Consider the following 4,777-nt stretch of genomic DNA (forward strand, 5'->3'; position numbering starts at 1 on the left):
GCTTTGGTTTACGAATGAATTTGATTGCTGGTATTATCAATTTTGAAGGATAGTTAACGTTTCGCAGGAAGTCTATTTATTTACTTGATAGCAATGAGACATCTTATCTTGTCTATGTCTTTAGAATCCCAAAGTTTTTGGAATAAAAAGTTGCAAAAACTCCTGGAAGAAAGTTATCGGGAACAGATAGATTTGAGATACTATGGTTTTCCTAAAAAGTGGATAGAACTGTTGACAATAAATATAGGATAGCTGATTATTCGAATGTAACAGTTTTTCAGACTGTTGTAGCAAGTTGACAAAAGCCTTAGAATCTGGTATAGTGTGACTATGCGATGAGTCGATCGGTAGCGCAAGCTACCCATCAAGCATAGGAGGTCATATCGCAGGAGCGGACCTTGATGAGTTGTGTGAACCTACTCATCACACGGAAGTGCCTTTCGGATCCCTCCTCTTTTTGAGTGAGGGATTTTTTCGACTAGAAGTGGAGGAAAAGTATGCAAGTCATTAAACGTGATGGACAAGTAACCGAATTTGATCCCGATAAAATTTACCAAGCTATTTTAAAAGCAGCTCAGTCTGTTTTTGTACTCGATGATTCACTCCGTCAAAATCTAGCTCAGGTCACTAAAAAAGTGGTGATGGATTTAGAGGAAGCCAGAGTTGAAAAAGCAACCATCAGCATGATCCAGTCCATGGTTGAAAATCGTCTACTAGATGCTGGTTATATCAATATTGCCGAGCACTATATTTCCTACCGCCTCCAACGGGATTTAGAACGCAACGGCTATGAGGACCGGATCAACGTTCACTTAAAATTTGAACAGTTGAAATAAGCGACAGATATTTGTGATACTAGATTGCGTTAAAAACTAGTTTAAATACACACCAGGCAGCAAGTCGAAGCTAACGACGTGTGGATGTAAACTAGAAAGAATATGAACCTCAAAAAAAAGCTTAGGATCCTGTTAGGTGTAACAGCGATTCTAAGCTTTTTCTTGCTTACAATTGTCTTTAAATCCAGCCTTGCTCCTGGGCAATTTTAGCGGCTGCGGTTCGGTTTTCGGCGTTTAGTTTATCCAGGATGTTGGTCATATAGTTGCGGATGGTCCCTTCAGATAGGTGGATGGTCTGCATGAGGTCTGTGATGGAGCGTTCCTTGAGTACGTAAGCATCGACATTGGCCTTGATGGCTCGTTCGAAATAGCCAGGGCGTTTGAAGGTGGTGACAATGATGATTTTGATGGCGGGATATTGTTCTTTACTCCATTCGAGGACATCCAGTCCTGATTTCTCCGGCATTTCAACATCTAGAATGGCGATATCGATGGATTTTGTTTTTAGTAAGGCAATGGCTTCTTGACCATGACCAACTTCAAAGACTTCGCTGACCTCGGGTTGGAGCCGCAGGAGCTGGCAAAGGGCATCGCGGAGCATGGCCTGGTCTTCGGCAACTAAAATCTTCATGGGTAGTCCTCTTCTAATGGGATTTTGATATTAATTTGGGTAGGGTTGGCCAGGGATACAAAATGAATGTCTCCCTTGATTGGGATCAAACGTTTACGGACGGAGTGGAGTTCTGTTCCAGTGAATTTTTGAAAGCCAATACCATTATCTTGGTAGGTCAGGCAAATGTGTTTCTGGTTTTGGGTGAAGAGCAGGTTACAGATTTGAGCCTGGCTGTGTTTGATGAGATTGTTAGCCAGTTCTCGGAGAATCATGGAGACAAGGGTTTGTTTGTGGGGACTGAGACTGTTCGCAAGTTCCTGGCCTTTAATGGTCAGTTGGATCTGGGCCAGCTCCAGCATTTGTTGCAGGATTTGGAGTTCCTGGTGGATGGTGTGTGTTTTGACCTGCTCAACCAATTGCCGGACATCGGCCATGGATTGCTTGGAGATCTGTTGCAGGTCACGGACCTCTTGGAGGGCTTGGTCTTTGAGATCCTGTTGAATCAGTGTTTGGGCCAGTTCGGCCTTAATGGCCATCATGGCAAAGACGTGCCCTAGGGTGTCGTGGAGGTCTTGGCTAATCCGGTTCCGCTCATTTTCCGCTAGGAGGAGATTGATCGATTCATTTTGCTGGCGCATTTTGGCTTCCATTTTTTCCTTTTTCACTTCCGCCAAATTCCCAAAAAGTAGGGCGAGACCAAATAGATGAAGGATGATCGAAGCGACTTTCACTTCAATGGCGATGGGGGCCAGAATGGACCAGATGAAGATAACTCCAATGGAAATTGCATAGGAGATGGTTCGATAATTCCAGCTTTCATCTTTGTAATGCCAAGAAATAAGATTCGATAGGTTAAAAATAAAGAGGGTTTGGAGTGGATTAGCGAAGAAGAAGCCAGAAAAAATGTAGGAAATCAGGTAAAACCAGGCCAGGCAGGAGTAGCCAGGATGGTCCGTATAAAGGAGGGAAATATAGAGGACGGCAAAGGCTAAGGTCATACCGATATAGAGGAGCGGAGAGCTGCTATACTGAGCGTAGTAAAACGGAAAGTAGAGAAAGAGCAGCCCGACAAAAAACAGAGGGTTTATCTTACGGTAGTGGAAGATCCAAAATTTTTTCATAGAAGCCTCACCTTCTTTTGTTTGGAGAGAATGGACGAGATACTATAGAAAATTATGGCATATCCAAGGACAACAAGCAAGGATTTCCAAAGGAATTCTCCCTTCAGAGCATACTGAACAACCAGCTGATTGACATGGTAGCTAGGAGTTAGTTTGGAAATACCTTGGAGCCAATCTGGGAAAAGACTGATTGGCATCCAGGAACCGCCCAGGATGGCCAAGAGTAAAAAGAGGACATTGGCTACCAGTGACAAGGTTTGTTCTGACTGAATGTGCTGCAAGCAGAGGCCTAGAGCAAGGTAAACCGTTGCGGTTAGGAGCAGCAAGAGGACACTCAGAAGCCAAGTAGCTGGTGTTAGCTGAATATTTCTGAGGAAGGCCCCATTTAGGAAAACGATGAGAATGGAAGCCAGAAAACAGATCCCGACCCGGAGAATCTTGGACAGATGGTACTTCCATAAAGGTAGTGGCGAATGGCGGAGGAAGCTGAGCCAGTGATTCTTTTGATCTTCCACCAGCATCATCGGAAAACTAAAGAGGGCAAAGCTAGACATGGAAAAGCTGGTCATCGTTAACATATAGGAAATTAGAAAAGATTCTTGAGCCTCTGGCTGTTCTATCTGAACAGTCGATGAGAACAGGGTAAAGAAAAAGAGAGGAATCCCAATGGCGAGTAAGAAACTGCCCAGGCTTCGTTTGAGGCGGATGCTTTCAATAGTCAGTAAGGCTTTCATGCTTGGTCTCCTTCTTGGTTTTCAAATAGACTGGCGAGTAGGCTTTGGTTTTGCAGTTGGAGATCGGAAATCCGGCACCCCTGCTGAGTGAGCTCTTGCCAGACCTGCTCGATCTCCGCCGTTTGAAATTGAACCGTGTCTTTTGTATGGGTCAGGTTAGAAATTCTGGTAAGCTGGGCGACAACTGGAGCCCAGCTAGCAGCTAGTGTAACTTGTTTGTGGTTTTGTTCATTGCGAATGGTAAAGGGACTGGTATCGCGTACTAACTGGCCTTGGTGCAGGAGGAGGATCCGGTCAGCGGTTGTTTCGACCTCCTCGAGGTAGTGGCTGGTATAGAATACCGTCATCCCACGCGCCTTTAGCTCTTGAATGATGGTCCAAAAATGTTGGCGCGTGCTGGTATCCATACCAGCGGTCGGCTCATCGAGGAACAGCAGCTTGGGTTTGCCGATGAGGATGAGGATAAAGGCCAAGAGGCGCTTTTGACCTCCCGACAGTTTCCCTGCTAGCTGTTGTTTTTGAGCTTGGGAAAACTGCAACCAGCGGTCGATCTCTGCTGAGCTTAGAGCATCCTCGTAAATGGACTGAAAGAAGTTCAGTAATTCTTGTACTTTGAGATCTGTCGGAATGACATTTTCTTGGGGCAGTACAGCCAGTTCTTGGGGGGAGCTGGTCATCGTGATTGTCCCCTGACTGGGAACCATCTCTCCGAGTAGGCAGGAAATGAGACTGGTTTTACCAGCTCCATTTTGGCCGATGAGGGCAACACATTCCCCTTCAGAAATCTGGGTTGTAATGTCAGAGAGAATTTGTCTGCCCTGGATGGATTTGGAAAGGCGCTTGATGCTGATCATGTGTGGGTACTCCTATCTCTTTTGCTAATTTTATTATAAAAAAGCAATCTTTAAGAGACTAGGAGGTTTTGTCATTGTTTGGTGTGATAAATGTCATGTCTTGCATCTTGTTCGGAAAACGAGTATACTGAAGAAAAGTATTTATATTAAGGGGAAATTATGAAACAAAATTTAGCCGGACGCGGTAAGATGCGGAAATTACGGACAGGTGTCCTAGTTTCAACGATTGCCTTGGCCTTCGCGGCAGGTACAGCTGTTAGCGCAGATGAACAGCCAACTCTAGTAGATGAAACACCAGTGGCAGAGGTCCTTCTTGCAGAAGACGAGCTTCTTGAGGCTGAAGCTGATGAGGACCTAGAAGCAGTTGCTGAAGAGGAAATTCTTGAATCTGAGGACGAAGGCCTAGAAGCTGTCGAAGAAAAGGCAGTGCCTGACGAGGAGCTTGTACTGACAGAAGAAGAATTTGCAGCTCTCCCTCCAGAACTTCAGAAATCTTTGCAAGAATTTGCAAAATATCAGCAGGAAGTAGTCGATTTTCTAAGGGGCACCTCTAAAAACTCATACTTATTGTCGCCTTATTTCAAATAAGTAGGTATTCCTATTTGGTAGTGCGGACGTG

6 protein-coding genes are annotated in these 4,777 nt (G+C 44.9%); 2 read left to right on the forward strand and 4 right to left on the reverse strand.

Annotation, left to right across the window (positions count from 1 at the left end):
• Positions 1-497: 497 nt before the first annotated feature.
• Positions 498-836: an ATP cone domain-containing protein gene (locus tag N4310_RS07605; protein WP_160333481.1), complete on the forward strand. Its 339-nt coding sequence runs from the start codon at positions 498-500 to the stop codon at positions 834-836.
• A gap of 178 nt (positions 837-1,014) precedes the next feature.
• Here N4310_RS07605 and N4310_RS07610 read toward each other — a convergent pair whose 3' ends face one another.
• The 4 genes from N4310_RS07610 to N4310_RS07625 are packed head-to-tail and all read right to left on the reverse strand — an operon-like array spanning position 1,015 to position 4,158.
• Positions 1,015-1,467 (reverse strand): response regulator transcription factor, encoded by a 453-nt coding sequence (locus N4310_RS07610; RefSeq protein WP_262092701.1) that lies wholly within the window; start codon positions 1,465-1,467, stop codon positions 1,015-1,017.
• Positions 1,464-2,570: a sensor histidine kinase gene (locus tag N4310_RS07615; RefSeq protein WP_262092702.1), complete on the reverse strand. Its 1,107-nt coding sequence runs from the start codon at positions 2,568-2,570 to the stop codon at positions 1,464-1,466. Before N4310_RS07615 ends, N4310_RS07610 begins: the two co-directional genes overlap by 4 nt.
• Complete coding sequence (locus tag N4310_RS07620; protein WP_262092703.1) at positions 2,567-3,304, reverse strand: ABC transporter permease; 738 nt, start codon at positions 3,302-3,304, stop codon at positions 2,567-2,569. The genes N4310_RS07615 and N4310_RS07620 overlap by 4 nt, the downstream gene beginning before the upstream one ends.
• Positions 3,301-4,158, reverse strand: coding sequence for an ABC transporter ATP-binding protein (locus N4310_RS07625; RefSeq protein ID WP_262092704.1), 858 nt, complete (start codon positions 4,156-4,158; stop codon positions 3,301-3,303). The genes N4310_RS07620 and N4310_RS07625 overlap by 4 nt, the downstream gene beginning before the upstream one ends.
• A 159-nt stretch (positions 4,159-4,317) precedes the next feature.
• Between N4310_RS07625 and N4310_RS07630 the strand changes: the two genes are divergently transcribed.
• Entirely contained in the window at positions 4,318-4,746 is a 429-nt protein-coding gene (locus N4310_RS07630; RefSeq protein ID WP_262092705.1) for a hypothetical protein, read from the forward strand.
• Positions 4,747-4,777 lie beyond the last annotated feature (31 nt).

The sequence above is a fragment of the Streptococcus danieliae genome, assembly GCF_025447695.1.
In the GTDB taxonomy this organism is placed as follows: Bacteria; Bacillota; Bacilli; order Lactobacillales; family Streptococcaceae; genus Streptococcus; species Streptococcus danieliae.